Origin of the sequence: Mucilaginibacter antarcticus, assembly GCF_042686155.1 — a bacterium.
GTDB classification, from domain to species: Bacteria; Bacteroidota; Bacteroidia; order Sphingobacteriales; family Sphingobacteriaceae; genus Mucilaginibacter; species Mucilaginibacter antarcticus.
Window position 1 is genome coordinate 394,825 of sequence record NZ_JBHUON010000001.1, and the last position, 13,968, is coordinate 408,792.

Sequence of the window (13,968 nt, forward strand, 5' to 3'; positions counted from 1 at the left end):
TTGCCTTTAAGACTGTGCCCACAGGCAAAGGTTTATCCTATTACTTCTTTGTGTTTTGTATTTTATCAGCCGATAATACATTTAAGCTCATCATCTCTTTCATGGTACGTTGCATCCCGTCAGCCGAGCCATCCAGGAAGATCACGTTGCCTTCAGAGTTTTCTGCAAAGTGCTTGATAGACTCCGTCCACATGGTAAACAAAATAACAGACGTATCCATGTGAGCCGACTCCATTTCTTTAGCGGCAACGGTCATACCCTTAGCAACTTCCTGGCGAAATAGCGCTACGCCCTGCCCGCGCAACTGCGATGCCTGACGCTCAGCCTCGGCCGAAATTTTGATGGCATTACCATCAGCTTCGGCCGCTTTAGTCTTAGTGATCAATAGCGCCTGTCCTTCATTTTCGGCAGCAGCCTTCAAGTTGTTTGATGCCACTACCTGGCTCATTGATTTCATGATCACCTCATCGAAGGTAATGTCGTTTAACTGCAAATCTTGAAGATGATAGCCCCAACCTTCTAATATCACATCCAATTGGTCTTTTACATGTTCAACAATGTCGCGACGTAAGATCAATACTTCAGATTGGCGTTTGGTAGCCACAAAAGCACGGATAGAGCCTTCAACAGTACGTATCAGCGCTTGCATCAGGTTACGCTCATCAACAAACTTAAAGGCCACGTTCTTAATGGTTTCTTCTTGCTGATCAAGTACCGAGTACAGCAGCATAGCCTTAAAATACACATTGGCCTGATCAAATGTTACTGCCTGAAATTCCAGCTCGACCGAGCGGTTCTGGATAGATATTTTTGAGTAGATGTTTTCTACCAACGGGATCTTAAAATTTAGCCCCGGGGTAAGTATACGGCGGTATTTGCCAAATATGGTGATAACGGCAATAGTGCCTTGTTTAACAGTTACAAACGACGAAAAAACAATAATTATTAAAATAAAAATGATTACAAATGAAACTATTTGGTTTGTCATGACTTATTAGATTTAGTTGAATAAAGATAGTATTTACTATCGGTCTATCAGTTTAAAATTTAGCATAAAAAGCCATGAACGTTAAAAGAACTTTCGGAACCATCCTTACCATTTTAGGCATCATCGGTTTAATATATACCGGGGTAAATATTATATCGCATGCCGACAACTATACCACATTGGTGGTGATAGGAGTAATTAGCATTATATTTTTCTTTACCGGCATAAGCCTGGTTAGAAACACAAAAGACGAGGCATAACCCTTAAAAGGGGTGTTACAAATGCCACAACGTGTGGTGTTTAACTAATATTCCCGAATTATACTACCCGGCAGCTAAAACGGCTGCCGGGTATGACTTTACTGGTAGGCTTAACCATGCTGAACAAAAGCTAAACGCACGAATAAGCTAATCGCTTTTCTGAATCGGCGATGATATCGTGGTGCTGTTTTTAAAACTATATTTGCCTATAGCGATAGTTGCTGCTAATACCTCATTTGCAGTATTGATAGCATTTATTAAATGATCGATTTTGGATCGGTCAAATTTTCGACTATTGATTAAACACATGAAACAGAAAGCTAATAGCGGCCGTAGAACTAAAATCATAGGCACTTTATTAACCGTTGCAGGCGCAGCCGGACTTATTTACGCCGGGATCTCGCAGTTTGCAGACGGTATGGACAAACGCGCGGCGGCAGGCGTATTGCTATTCTCGCTAATTGTAGTTTTTATTGGTATAAGCCAGCTCTACAAAAAACATTCTGACGACTATTAACTACCGTCCCCCCTGTATTAGTCAACACAATCCTACCTCTTTCTTAATTTTTAATCGACTTAATAAAATTCTGTTTCGGTAAGTATAACGCTGCCCGGGTAATGGCGTGTTTTAGCGTGAACAAACTGTGTTTCCATAAAAGCTTCGACAGATTTAATGACAAAAAAAATCCCTCTCATTTTTACATGAGAAGGATTTATATGATGTATCTAAATATCTTATTTAATCTTCGCTAACCTCGGCTGCTGCAGTAGTAGGCAAATCCTTTTTAAAGGCTTGCAAAACGCGGCCACCTTTATAAAAGTAACGGCTGTAATAAGCATCGTCAAGGCTGCTAATAGCTACACCTTTTAATGATGCATGTGCAAAACGATTATCGCCTAAATAAATACCGATGTGCGATATGCTGCGGCTATGAATTTTAAAGAAAACCAAATCGCCTTCTTTTAACTCATCTTTAGCAATGGGGTTAACCATGCTGAAAATATCGCGCGAGTTGCGTTTTATATCCAGATTAAAAACCTGGTTGTAGAGCTGTTTTGTAAAAGCAGAACAGTCAATACCTTTTTTAGTGCTGCCACCAAAACGATACGGGGTGCCTATCCACTCGTATACAAAATTAAAAAGTTTTAGGTTTGATGTTGCAGATACCGCAACATGCATAATTTGAGAAAGATAATCTTTTGCTAAGCTTTCTTGTTCATCACCAGGCTTATCTGCCTGACTTGGAGCACTTTTTGTTTGAGCCTGGGCTACTAAAACGCTGAAAAATAAGGCCGTGGCCAGTACAATTTTCTTCATTTAATTCTCGATTTCGTCTCTTTAAACGCACAAAGCGTCCGTTTTGTTATACATATTCGATCAGGTTGGATACAAAACTATCCATTTTTTTCAATTACGCAAATAAAAGGCTGTTTTTATGCTGATTATTTAATTTTCAATAGTTGGGGATTAAATGATTGACGGGGAAGATTTAGATTAGTAATTAACGGTTAAACTGAATAATACTGCCCTTACGCTTATCAGATTTTAATAATAAAACTTCGCTGTCTAATGCCCCGATAATTATTCTTAAATCTACCGCCGTTTATCACTAAAAACGTTTCGATTATTTGCAATATATATTTAGATTTGCGCTTCTACTAAAATAGATTGTTTGCAAATGAGTTCAATCGAAATAAATAAAGACACCTACTTAAAGTGGTACGAGTCTATGTACTTGATGCGTAAATTCGAAGAAAAAGCAGGACAGTTATATGGTCAGCAAAAAATACGTGGTTTTTGCCACCTATATATTGGCCAGGAAGCGGTTTTAGCCGGCGCCATGTCTGTTTTGAAAAAAGGAGACAGCATGATAACCGCGTACCGCGATCACGCTCATGCTATCGCCCAGGGCGTAACTTCAGACTCTATCATGGCCGAGCTGTATGGTAAAGCTACGGGATGCTCAAAGGGTAAAGGCGGCTCTATGCACATGTTTAGCAAAGAGCATCACTTTTACGGCGGCCACGGTATTGTAGGCGGCCAGATCCCTTTGGGTGCAGGTGTAGCTTTCGCTGAAAAATTTAAAGGTACCGACTTTGTAAACGTTGCCTACATGGGCGATGGCGCTGTACGCCAGGGTGCCCTTAACGAGACCTTTAACATGGCCGCGTTATGGAAACTGCCGGTAATATTTATTTGCGAGAACAATGGTTACGCTATGGGTACATCTGTAGCCCGTACTACTATACAACCTGATATTTTTAAATTGGGCTTGCCTTACGGCATCCCTTCATCGGCTGTTGACGGTATGGACCCTGTTGCTGTACACAATGCGATGGACGAGGCTGTTGCCCGTGCACGTGCCGGCGAAGGACCAACCTTTTTAGAGATGCGTACCTACCGCTATAAAGGCCACTCGATGTCCGATCCGCAAAAATACCGCACCAAAGAAGAGCTGGAAAGCTATAAAGCAAAAGATCCTATTGAAACCGTGAAACAAGCTATTACCAAAAACGGTTATGCTGATGAGAAATGGTTTGAAGAGATTGAAGCTAAAGTAAAAGCAGAGGTTGACGCGGCGGTAAAATTTGCCGAAGAGTCGCCATGGCCTGAAGCGTCAGAGCTTTATACTGATGTTTACGTGCAGAAGGATTACCCATACATCATGGACTAACCTTTAAACAAATACTGAATTTAAATATTCTAATTCATCCTAAATATATATGGCCGAAGTAGTTAAAATGCCTAAGATGAGCGACACCATGACCGAAGGTGTATTGGCTAAATGGCATAAAAAAGTTGGTGACAAGGTAAAATCAGGCGATGTATTGGCCGAAATTGAAACCGACAAAGCCACTATGGATTTTGAATCGTACCAGGACGGCGTATTGCTTTACATTGGTATTGAAGAGGGCGCAGCTGCCCCTGTTGATGACGTAATTGCCGTAATAGGTAAAGAAGGCGAAGATTATAAGGCTGCATTAGAAGGTAGCGCTCCTGCTGCTGCCCCGGCCGAAAACAAGGAAGAAAAACCCGCTGCAGAGAAAGCTCCGGCCGCTGATAAAGCACCCGCTGCTACACCTGCTCCTGCTGCTAAGGTTGATACATCAAGCATCCCGGCTACGGTTATACGTATGCCTGCCTTGAGCGATACCATGACCGAAGGGGTTATTAATAAATGGAACTTTAAAGTTGGCGATAAAGTAAAATCTGACGACTCGCTGGCTGATGTGGAAACCGACAAGGCTACCATGGAAGTTGTAGGTTATGAAGAAGGTACTTTACTATACATTGGCCCTAAAGAAGGCGAAGCTGCGCCGGTTAATGGCATTATAGCTATTGTAGGTAAAGAGGGTACAGACATTACGCCGCTATTGCAGGATGATGCCCCTGCGGCAAGCGCAGAAGCTGCCCCGGCTGCTGATGCTGCACCTGCAGCGGAAAGCGCGCCTGCTGCCGAAGAGGAAGAAAAAGAGACATCGCATAGCGATGGCCGCGTAAAAGCATCGCCGCTGGCACGTAAAATAGCCAAAGACAAGGGCATTGATATTAACGCTGTAAAAGGTACTGCCGAGGGTGGCCGCATTGTTAAAAAAGACATTGAGGACTTTAAACCGGGTGCCGCACCAGCAAAAGCTGCTCCTGCTGCAGAAAGCGCTACGCCTGCTAAAGGCGCCGATGCTCCTGCAAAAGCTGCACCTGCTCCAATCAATTTGCCAACATTTACCGGCGAAGAGAAATTTACTGAAAGACCGGTTACCCAAATGCGTAAGGCTATTAGCCGCCGCTTAAGCGAAAGCTTGTTTACCGCGCCGCATTTCTTTGTAACCATGTCTATTGATATGGACCAGGCTATTGCTGCACGTGCCAAGATCAACGAGGTTGCCCCGGTTAAAATTTCATTTAATGATTTTGTGGTTAAAGCCTGCGCTGTTGCTTTAAAACAACACCCTGCTATTAACTCGGCTTTCCAGGGCGATAAGATCCGTACTAACGAGCATGTACACATTGGTGTAGCCGTAGCGGTTGACGAAGGTTTACTGGTACCGGTTATCAAGTTTGCCGATGGTAAATCATTAACTCATATTTCGCTTGAGGTTAAAGACCTGGCCGGTAAATCAAAAAGTAAAAAACTACAGCCTGCCGAAATGGAAGGCTCAACCTTTACCATATCTAACTTAGGTATGTTTGGCGTTGACGAGTTTACCGCTATCATTAACACACCAAACGCGTGTATACTTGCAGTAAGCGGCATACAGGCAGTACCGGTGGTTAAAAATGGTGCAGTAGTACCGGGCAACGTTATGAAAGTTACCCTAAGCAGCGATCACCGCGTGGTTGATGGCGCTTTAGCCGCAGCTTTCTTACAAACGCTAAAACAGTTATTAGAAGAACCGGTAAGGTTGTTGATATAATTTTTAATATTGGATATCGAATTTTCGATGTCGGATTTAAAAAGCGATGGGTTTAAGCCTGTCGCTTTTTTTGTTTGTAGGAAAATACCTACTATTACCCGGATTTTACCCCGCTGTTCCAAGTCTTTGGCGACCAACGACTATGCTTTTAGTGGTTGACTACCGCGTTTAACAACGGCGATAGTGTACTTTGTAAGGGTGGGAAAGTCGTCGAAATGATAACCTTTTACTCTTAAAATTCCGGTATTTGACCGAAATCCTGTTTCATTTTGATTATTTTTGGCCGATTTACAATCAACTCATTATCAATTATTTAAGCCAAAATCTTGTTTCATTTTGTTTCACTCAATTTTTTCAAATACCTCAATATCAGAGCGTTGACCCAAAATGTTGTTTCATCTGTTTCATCTGTGTCACACGCGCGTGAAACAAACGCTTAAAAGTCCTTATTCAGCAGCTTCTCTAGCTCCGCAAAGCTGATATTCATCTTGACCTTACCTTGTTTGGCGTAGCTGATTTCGCCCGTCTCTTCGGATACGATGATAGCCGTTGCCTCGTTAGCCTCTGTAACGCCAATTCCGGCCCTGTGGCGCAAGCCAAACTGCGGAGGCAGGTCAACCTTGTCCGTCAACGGCAAAATGCAGCTTGCCGACTTGATCTTGTTCTCTGCTATTACGACGGCCCCGTCATGCAAAGGGCTGGTTTTCTGAAAGATGCTCTCCAGTAACCGTTTGGAGATCCTGGCATCCATCACCTCGCAGCTGTTTTGGTAGAACTGCTCGTCATAATACTTGGCAAATACAATAAGAGCGCCGGTGCGGGTTTGCTTTAGTATCTTACAGGCATCGATTATGGGCTTAATACGGGTGTAGTTGTTCTTCTCGTCCTGTGCACGGCCAAAGAAGTACTGCCACCAGGCCTTGTTGCGTTGCAGCGAGGCGTTTTTACCCACCAACAGGAAGAACCGCCTTATCTCTTGCTGAAACACCACCACAACGATGATGATGCCAACCTCTTTGAAATAGCCCAATATGCCGGTAAGCAACTGCATGTTGCTCCATTTAACCACAAAGTACAACGCGTAAATAACAGCCATACCTATCAGAATATTTACAGCTATGGTGCCGCGTATTAAGTTATATAGCTGGTAAATCAAAAACGCTACCAGCACGATATCCAATACGCTATACCAGGTTATTTCAAAAAGGCTGAGATCTAAATTGAGCATCCACGAAGTTAAGGTTTAGATACCAAATTTGGGACATGCGAGGCAATAAGACGCAGGTTTACTTTGATATGAGCATTGCAGTCACCGTTAACCAATGTAAGGCCCACCGGGCACGCCCCAATCCCATTTAGGCATGGGTGCATTGGTGTCCATATCCAGGTCTTCAAGGTTAGAGTTTAGTACTGCAATGCGGGTGCCCCACTCCAGGTAAGCCATAAAAGCAGACCGGAACTCCGGATCATCCGGAAGCTGCAAGCTGTCAGCAGTCTCCAGTAACAACTCAATCCAACGCTTACGGTGTTGTTGTGTTAGGTGCTTTGCCACATGCTTTTGAACCATGGAAAAGTGGCTGCCTTCTGCTTCGCTGTATAGTTTTGGACCACCAAAAACCTCAGCTACGAAATGGGCAACGTGCTCCCGGTGTTGCGCCGACATATGCTTAAATACCGGCTCAAGAATGTCATCGGCTAGCACCCGATCATAAAACTGATCAAATAGTTTTACGAATACGGGCATCCCTCCCGCCCAATCAAAAAGCGAAGGAATAGTTCTATGATTATTAGCCTCCATATTATTAAGCTGTTTTATGCTTCCCTTTAGGAAATACCAATGATGCCACCACACTAATAGCCAGTATACCAACAATGATGAGTAAAGACCGGCCTGTGGTTAATCCTATTGCTTCTGCGTAGTGTGACAGCAGCATTTTCAAGCCAATAAAGGCCAGCAAGGCTGCTAACCCTATCTTCAGGTAATGGAACTTATCAATGATGTTGATCAGCAAGAAAAACATCGATCTTAAACCTAATATAGCGAAGATGTTAGAGAAGAAGACGATGTAAGGATCTTTAGTGATAGAGAATATAGCCGGTATGGAATCAACCGCGAAAACAAGGTCGGTAGCCTCGATGATCAGCAGCACCAGGAACAGGGGGGTGATCATCTTTTTTCCATCCATCTTCACAAAAAATTTGCTGCCCGCAAAGTGAGGGTGCACCGCAAAAAAGCGCGAAGCAAACTTAACAACCGGGTGCTTATCCGGATCTATCTTTTCTTCCTGGTTACGGTTAATAAACATCATTACACCGGTGTAAATCAAGAACGCTCCGAAAATATAAAGGATCCAATGGAACTGGTTGATCAACGCTGACCCCAGGAAAATGAACAGGAAACGCATTACTACGGCACCTATAATCCCCCAAAGTAGTATCTTATGGTAATATCGCTTATCGACAGAAAATGCTGAAAAGATAAGCACCATTACAAATATATTATCAACTGATAACGCGTACTCGACCACATAGCCGGTTAAAAATTCAAGGCCTAGGGTTTTACGATATTGCTGTAAGCTAGCCGCTAAATCATCAGTTAAAGTTAATTTATGGGCGTGGTCGGTATTGATTTGTTGCAGACGTTGCATAGTGTCAATAGAATGCAGGTAATCACCATAATTCAATATTAAGACGTAAAAGCCAAGGGCCAAGGTCACCCATACACCGCTCATGATGCCGGCCTGTTTCAAACTAACAGGCTTATCAGACTTACCAAATAAGCCCAAATCAATTGCCATCATCAAAAAAATAAAAACTAAAAAGCCGGCAATAAAAATAAATTCGTGTGACATTATTTATTTCTTTCGGTTGTAAAGCTAACTAATTGTTCTAACCCCCGCCTTGCATCGCCTTCAGGCAAGGTCTTTAATATATCAAAGGCTTCGTCGCGGTATTTTTTCATTTGGGTTTCGGCATACTGCAGGCCGCCTGTAGCATTAACAAAGTCAATGATCTGTGCTATTTTAGCCGGCTCGTCATTATGATTTTTTACCAGGTTTATAACCCGCTTACGCTCTGTTACATTGCAATTGCTCAGGGAATAAATCAAGGGAAGGGTAACCTTCTTTTCCTTAATATCTATACCCAAGGGCTTGCCAACATCATCTGTGCCAAAATCAAACATATCATCCTTGATCTGGAAAGCTATACCTATCTTCTCGCCAAACGAGCGCATCTTCTCAATTGTATCAGCATCTGCACCGGCCGACGCAGCACCGCAAGCACAGCACGCGGCAATAAGGGATGCTGTTTTTTGACGAATCACTTCGTAATAAACCTCCTCTCCTATATCCATGCGGCGCACCTTTTCAATCTGCAACAGTTCGCCCTCGCTCATTTGCTTTACCGCTTTCGACACAATCTTCAACAAGCTAAAATCGCCATTATCAATAGACAGCAGTAAGCCTTTTGACAGCAAGTAATCGCCTACTAAAACAGCTATCTTATTTTTCCACAATGCGTTAATAGAGAAAAAGCCCCGGCGTTGGTAGGAGTTATCTACTACGTCATCATGCACCAAAGTAGCAGTATGCAGCAGCTCAACCAAAGCGGCACCGCGGTGTGTAGACTCGTTAATACCCCCGCAAATACTAGCCGAAAAGAACACAAACAACGGGCGTATTTGCTTTCCTTTACGTTTTACGATGTAGTGAGTAATGCGATCAAGCAGGGGTACTGAGCTCCGCATTGATTCCTTGAAACGATCTTCAAATACATCAATATCAGCAGCAATGGGTTTCTTGATCTCGTTGATGCTCAGCATTAAATTATAACAAGCTTTTACAGGTTAAACTGCCTGTTTAACCAAGGTGCAGCAAACATAAGGTAAAAAACGCTATCTGCATTATTAGCTTAAAAATTTCGAAGCAAATTAAACCTTTGGCCGGGTAAACACTCTATTAGATACATTGATGTTGCAGCATGCTGTAATTAAAGTGGAATATAGTTTTTGGTTATTTTTTATACTAGCGGGGCATTCGGCGGGATATCCCGCTTTTTTATGCGAATTATTCTACCTTTGCTATCCACTTAAACGGAGAGGTGTCTGAGTGGTCGAAAGAGCACGCCTGGAAAGTGTGTATACGCCAAAAGTGTATCGAGGGTTCGAATCCCTCCCTCTCCGCCAAATTTATGGCACGATACAGTAAAGCATGTTCAAAGCTATATTACAAGCTTACGGGCTCAATCCGCAATTGTACCAAGTTGAAACTTTAGGCTCGGGGCTTATCAACCGTACTTGGAAAGTAACCGGGGACGCTAACGTCTTCGTTTTGCAACAGATCAACACAAACGTATTTGCTAACCCGCAGCATATTGCTGATAACTTGCATTTATTAGCCGACTATTTAAAAGAAAAATCGCCTAATTATCTATTCGCTGCACCGCTGGCAACACTTGACGGTCAATTATTAGTTCAGGCTGAAGGAAGCTTTTTTAGACTGTCGCCCTTTGTAGCCGGATCAAAAACTGTTGACTATTTAACTAAAACCAGCCAGGCTTATGAGGCTGCAAGGCAGTTTGGCAAATTCACCTTTTTGCTGCGGGAGCTTGATGTAAATCAGCTTAAATATACGCTGCCCAATTTTCATGACTTGAGCCTTAGGATTTCTCAGTTTAAACAAGCCTTAGCCAAGGCCCCGCAACAACGGAAAGTGGAGGCAGAATACGCAATACAACAGGTACAACAGCATTTTACCATTGCCGACTTATATGAACAGATCAGCAAAGATAAGTTGATACCACTAAGGGTAATCCACCACGACACTAAAATAAATAATGTATTGTTTGACGATGGGGATAATAGCTTAGGCATAATTGACCTTGACACCATTATGCCCGGATATTTTATCAGCGATGTGGGTGATATGATGCGCACCTACCTGGCCGAAGCAAATGAAGAAGAGCAGGATATGGACAAAATCGATATCCGCCCGAATTTCTTTTCAGCAATATATGCGGGCTATATTAGCCATATGGGGGGCAGCCTAACAACAAAGGAAAGGGAGCTTTTTATTTACGCCGGTAAATTTATGATTTACATGCAGGCAGTACGCTTTTTAACCGACTTTTTAAATGGCGACATCTATTACCCGGTTAAGTATGACGGACATAATCTGACGCGCGCGAAAAACCAGATCAAATTGCTTGAACTATACATACAGGCCGAACCTGATTTTGTGCAGATCATCAACGTGCTGAATACTAGCCAACCAACAACGCTTCAATGATTTGAATGGCCGAATTTTTGTATTAAACCGACAACTGTTTCACAATTATGCTGCTAAAAAAAAGGATCTCTGTCGTTTATTTTCTTAATCTTATCAAATGGGATATTATGGCGATAGTCATCTATTCTGTTTTGGTGGGAATGCTGGACCACAATTCGTTTTTTAGAGATATGGTCATTCCCGTTAGTATATCAGCTTTGATTGGCACTTTATTGTCCTTATTACTGGCATTTCGAACCGGGCAATCTTACGAGCGTTGGTGGGAAGCACGAGTGGTTTGGGGAGCTATTGTTAATGATAGCCGCACCCTGATAAGGCAACTAATACAGTTTATACCAGCCGGCGAAGAAAAGGCGGCCCACATAGAGCGTTTTGCCATACGCCAGGCAACATGGTGCTATGCGCTTGCCGAAGGCTTAAGGCGAGTATCGCCGTCAGCAATAACGGATAATTATATTAATGAGCTTGGTACAGATAGCGAAAATCGCCCCAACCTCTTACTTACCCGGCATGCCGAAGATTTAGCAGCGCTATCAGCCCAATATAAGTTGGACGCAAATAAGCAGGTCCAACTAGACAATACCATAGTAAAACTGACCGACGCGATGGGTAAATGCGAGCGGATTAAAAACACCATCTTTCCACGCTCATATAGTGTTATGATCCACTTTATGATTTACGTTTTAATGACCATTTTACCCTTTGGCCTTGACGACAATCATTTTTTGATAGAAATTGCGGTATCAATCATGATACCATCCTTGTTTATAGCTATTGAGCGTACTGCTATTTTGATGCAGGACCCATTTGAAAACAAACCAACCGATACGCCAATGTCAACCCTGTCGGCAACTATTGAGCGCAATTTAATGGAGATGGCGAACTTGCCTATCCCGCATAAGCCGACCGAACCGGACACCTTTTACATCATGTAAATTTGTAATATAGATCCGTACTGATAGACGCTATAAAAGACCTGAACGCGCACTGCCGTTTCTTGACCGATTGGTTGCTTACTCAGATTATCGCCACATAAGGCAAAAACCGGTACGAGTATTCTACCTTTACATTGAAGTCTGATAGTGATCGCGTCAACTTACCAACCAGTCGACTGGCAACCACCGTTTACCAGCAAGCGCACGGCAGAGGGGTATCGTCAGGCACTTGGAGAGCGGACTAAGCACGCAATACCGTTATCTTTATCGCCACGCCATTATGTAGGGCTTAATCAATAAAACGCCCCGTTCTCTCTTTCCAAAAGCGTTATGATTCTTTAATAAGATTACGTATTTACACCTACGCATTTAGGTATTAATACGGAATTTGGGAAAATGATACACCATAACTTCGTTTCTATGTTCATAAGGGGAGATAATTTAGCCTGTGATGCCCGAAGTAAAAAATAAACGAGTACTTATTGTTGATGACGATAACGACATTCTGGATGTGATGAAAGAAGCTCTGTCATATGAGGGGTATGAAGTGCGTGCCATAACCGGCACCAATGACATCTTTCCCGACATAATCCAACGTCGGCCGGACCTGATCCTTATGGACTATTTACTTGCGGGTATAAATGGTGGCGAATTGTGTCATCAAATTAAAAACAACAGTTCCACTCAAGCTATTCCCGTTATAATCATGTCAGCCCATCCGCGGGTCATTAACTCTTTAGGCACCTATGGGTGCGACGCGTTTATAGCAAAGCCCTTTGATTTGGACGACGTTACCGAAAATATACACAGACTAATTACTAAAGCAGAAAAGCAATATTCATGTTAAACAGAAATACCGTCAATAAAGTAATATTAATGGGTTACATCAGCAATGCGCCGCGATGGCATAAAGTTGAAAGCCAGTTATTTTTATGTTTCACGCTGGTAACTACCGAGCGAATTAAAACCGTGGGCGAACAGCAGGTGCATGAAGAGCAACATAAGGTAAGCGTGCCAGCAAATTTAGCCGATGCTGATGTTTTGGTTAAAGGCACTACATTATACTTACAGGGCCGACTGCAAACCAAGATGGTTTTAGACGAGAATAAGGTTAGGCATTATCGTTCTGAAATTGTTGCCTTGGGTATTGAGCCAATTGAGATAAAAACACCGGTATTAGCACAGACTGCTATTCATTAATATGCCTACGGGTAGCGTACCGTGTTAGCATGGCCTTGCTTTTACGCGCGATCGTCCTAAAGGGAACGAAAATGTAAGAGAGACTCACTCCTGTCTTTTTAAGCGATGCCCCCAGGTAGCGTAGTACGCTATGAACAGATAGCAGGGTATCAAGATCCAGTAAGCATAACGGGGGCTGTAAACATCAGACAAACGGCCGTAAAGCAGTGGCAACAATGCGCCACCGGCAATCCCCATTATCAGCAGCGAAGAGCCAATCTTGGTAAACTTCCCTAAGCCATTAATAGCTAAAGGCCATATGGCTGGCCACATCAGCGAGTTCGCAAGGCCTAAAAGCGCTATAAACAATACAGAGGTATAACCGGGACTGTAAATAGCAGCAACCGAAAATACAACGCCAATTATTGCCGAACCTTTTAAGGCAGTGGCTTGCGTAAGATATTTGGGGATGCAAATAATGCCGATAATATATCCGGTTATCATACACAACAAAGTGCAGGTAGTAAAAAACTTTGCTGTCGACAAAGGGATACCCAAGCTACTGCCGTAGCTTATCACGGTGTCGCCCGCTATAACCTCTACACCCACGTATAAAAATATGGCAAGCACGCCTAGCATAAGGTGAGGGTAATGTGTTATACTACTTGCCTTTGATACTGATCCTTCAACCGCAGCCTCATCTCTGTCTGTTTCAATCTCTGGCAAGGTCGAAAAGTACACCAGCAATGCCAAAATGGCCAGTACGAATAATATTAAGGCATAAGGCAAAATAACTTTATGCGCCTGACCCGTCCTGAAAAAAGTTTACACTATTGGTTGTTAATACTGGTGTTAGTTTACACTTTAAAGTTAGTACTAAAATAGGTTTACACAATTACGGT

Annotated in this window: 15 protein-coding genes and 1 tRNA gene; 9 read left to right on the forward strand and 7 right to left on the reverse strand. The window is 42.9% G+C overall.

The window, feature by feature from the left end; translation table 11 throughout:
* Nucleotides 1-40: 40 nt before the first annotated feature.
* Nucleotides 41-988, reverse strand: coding sequence for an SPFH domain-containing protein (locus tag ACFSYC_RS01755; RefSeq protein ID WP_377122881.1), 948 nt, complete (start codon nt 986-988; stop codon nt 41-43).
* 74 nt (nt 989-1,062) lie between these two features.
* Between ACFSYC_RS01755 and ACFSYC_RS01760 the strand changes: the two genes are divergently transcribed.
* Together ACFSYC_RS01760 and ACFSYC_RS01765 are read left to right on the forward strand one after the other, a co-directional pair.
* Nucleotides 1,063-1,248, forward strand: a complete 186-nt coding sequence (locus tag ACFSYC_RS01760) for a hypothetical protein (RefSeq protein WP_377122883.1) — start codon at nt 1,063-1,065, stop codon at nt 1,246-1,248.
* A 307-nt stretch (nt 1,249-1,555) separates the two neighbouring features.
* Complete coding sequence (locus ACFSYC_RS01765) at nt 1,556-1,765, forward strand: hypothetical protein (protein ID WP_377122885.1); 210 nt, start codon at nt 1,556-1,558, stop codon at nt 1,763-1,765.
* A 222-nt stretch (nt 1,766-1,987) separates the two neighbouring features.
* Here the strand turns inward: ACFSYC_RS01765 and ACFSYC_RS01770 are convergent, their stop codons facing one another.
* Nucleotides 1,988-2,566 (reverse strand): C40 family peptidase, encoded by a 579-nt coding sequence (locus ACFSYC_RS01770; RefSeq protein ID WP_377122887.1) that lies wholly within the window; start codon nt 2,564-2,566, stop codon nt 1,988-1,990.
* A gap of 361 nt (nt 2,567-2,927) precedes the next feature.
* Between ACFSYC_RS01770 and pdhA the strand changes: the two genes are divergently transcribed.
* Together pdhA and ACFSYC_RS01780 are read left to right on the forward strand one after the other, a co-directional pair.
* Nucleotides 2,928-3,923: a pyruvate dehydrogenase (acetyl-transferring) E1 component subunit alpha gene (gene pdhA / locus ACFSYC_RS01775; protein ID WP_377122889.1), complete on the forward strand. Its 996-nt coding sequence runs from the start codon at nt 2,928-2,930 to the stop codon at nt 3,921-3,923.
* 49 nt (nt 3,924-3,972) lie between these two features.
* Nucleotides 3,973-5,664 (forward strand): 2-oxo acid dehydrogenase subunit E2, encoded by a 1,692-nt coding sequence (locus tag ACFSYC_RS01780; protein WP_377122891.1) that lies wholly within the window; start codon nt 3,973-3,975, stop codon nt 5,662-5,664.
* A gap of 436 nt (nt 5,665-6,100) precedes the next feature.
* Here the strand turns inward: ACFSYC_RS01780 and cdaA are convergent, their stop codons facing one another.
* From cdaA to ACFSYC_RS01800, 4 genes are all read right to left on the reverse strand, one after another.
* Nucleotides 6,101-6,892: a diadenylate cyclase CdaA gene (gene cdaA / locus ACFSYC_RS01785; RefSeq protein WP_377122893.1), complete on the reverse strand. Its 792-nt coding sequence runs from the start codon at nt 6,890-6,892 to the stop codon at nt 6,101-6,103.
* Nucleotides 6,893-6,979: 87 nt separating this feature from the next.
* Nucleotides 6,980-7,462 (reverse strand): group II truncated hemoglobin, encoded by a 483-nt coding sequence (locus ACFSYC_RS01790; RefSeq protein WP_377122895.1) that lies wholly within the window; start codon nt 7,460-7,462, stop codon nt 6,980-6,982.
* Between the two features lie 4 nt (nt 7,463-7,466).
* A complete protein-coding gene (locus ACFSYC_RS01795) occupies nt 7,467-8,516 on the reverse strand; it encodes a TerC family protein (protein ID WP_377122897.1) in 1,050 nt (349 codons plus the stop codon).
* Complete coding sequence (locus ACFSYC_RS01800; RefSeq protein ID WP_377122899.1) at nt 8,516-9,487, reverse strand: polyprenyl synthetase family protein; 972 nt, start codon at nt 9,485-9,487, stop codon at nt 8,516-8,518. Before ACFSYC_RS01800 ends, ACFSYC_RS01795 begins: the two co-directional genes overlap by 1 nt.
* 272 nt (nt 9,488-9,759) lie before the next feature.
* Here ACFSYC_RS01800 and ACFSYC_RS01805 point away from each other — a divergent pair.
* The 5 genes from ACFSYC_RS01805 to ACFSYC_RS01825 all read left to right on the forward strand — a co-directional run bounded on the left by ACFSYC_RS01805 (nt 9,760) and on the right by ACFSYC_RS01825 (nt 13,087).
* Nucleotides 9,760-9,850, forward strand: a tRNA-Ser gene (locus ACFSYC_RS01805).
* Nucleotides 9,851-9,875: 25 nt separating this feature from the next.
* Nucleotides 9,876-10,952: a phosphotransferase enzyme family protein gene (locus tag ACFSYC_RS01810; RefSeq protein WP_377122901.1), complete on the forward strand. Its 1,077-nt coding sequence runs from the start codon at nt 9,876-9,878 to the stop codon at nt 10,950-10,952.
* A gap of 47 nt (nt 10,953-10,999) precedes the next feature.
* Nucleotides 11,000-11,887, forward strand: coding sequence for a bestrophin family protein (locus ACFSYC_RS01815; protein ID WP_377122903.1), 888 nt, complete (start codon nt 11,000-11,002; stop codon nt 11,885-11,887).
* 451 nt (nt 11,888-12,338) lie between these two features.
* Nucleotides 12,339-12,734, forward strand: coding sequence for a response regulator (locus ACFSYC_RS01820; protein ID WP_377122905.1), 396 nt, complete (start codon nt 12,339-12,341; stop codon nt 12,732-12,734).
* Nucleotides 12,728-13,087 (forward strand): single-stranded DNA-binding protein, encoded by a 360-nt coding sequence (locus ACFSYC_RS01825; protein ID WP_377122907.1) that lies wholly within the window; start codon nt 12,728-12,730, stop codon nt 13,085-13,087. Before ACFSYC_RS01820 ends, ACFSYC_RS01825 begins: the two co-directional genes overlap by 7 nt.
* A gap of 84 nt (nt 13,088-13,171) precedes the next feature.
* Here ACFSYC_RS01825 and ACFSYC_RS01830 read toward each other — a convergent pair whose 3' ends face one another.
* On the reverse strand, nt 13,172-13,855 hold the full coding sequence (locus ACFSYC_RS01830; protein ID WP_377122909.1) for a hypothetical protein: 684 nt from the start codon (nt 13,853-13,855) through the stop codon (nt 13,172-13,174).
* Between the last annotated feature and the right edge of the window lie 113 nt (nt 13,856-13,968).